Annotated in this window: 1 protein-coding gene; it reads left to right on the plus strand. The window is 64.9% G+C overall.

The window, feature by feature from the left end:
- Positions 1-277: hypothetical protein (locus H3V53_RS43480; RefSeq protein ID WP_336603081.1), on the plus strand; the 277-nt coding region annotated here is incomplete at its 5' end.
- Positions 278-393 lie beyond the last annotated feature (116 nt).

Here is a 393-nt window from a genome sequence, read left to right on the forward strand (position 1 = left end):
TCGCGCGGCTCCGCACCGTTCGGTTTTTGTTGCCAACGTGCTCGCAGTGCGCTTCACCCGCGCCACGCGCCCGCGCAAACGCGAGCCCCGTCTGGCCTTTATCGCCCTGTGCGGCAAACTCTGTGTAGGTCGTCTCGCCGCAGATGTCAGCGCCCGAATGGTATGGATATCGCGAAGCGATGGTCGTGTCGTGCAGCGGGCCTACACAGAGTTTGCCGCAATGGGGCGCGCGCTATTCACGGATGCGTGTTGTGACGTGAGTGCGCGAAGCGCGTGAGGCGCGGCGGAATGCGCGGGCAACGCACGGTCGCCAGCGCGCGGACGAATGAAGAATGGGGACGTTGAGGGCCCGTGGGTAGGTGGCAAGGACTGCGGTGTGAGCCCGCTTTCTTT

This window comes from Paraburkholderia bengalensis, from assembly GCF_037126505.1.
Classification (GTDB): Bacteria; Pseudomonadota; Gammaproteobacteria; order Burkholderiales; family Burkholderiaceae; genus Paraburkholderia; species Paraburkholderia bengalensis.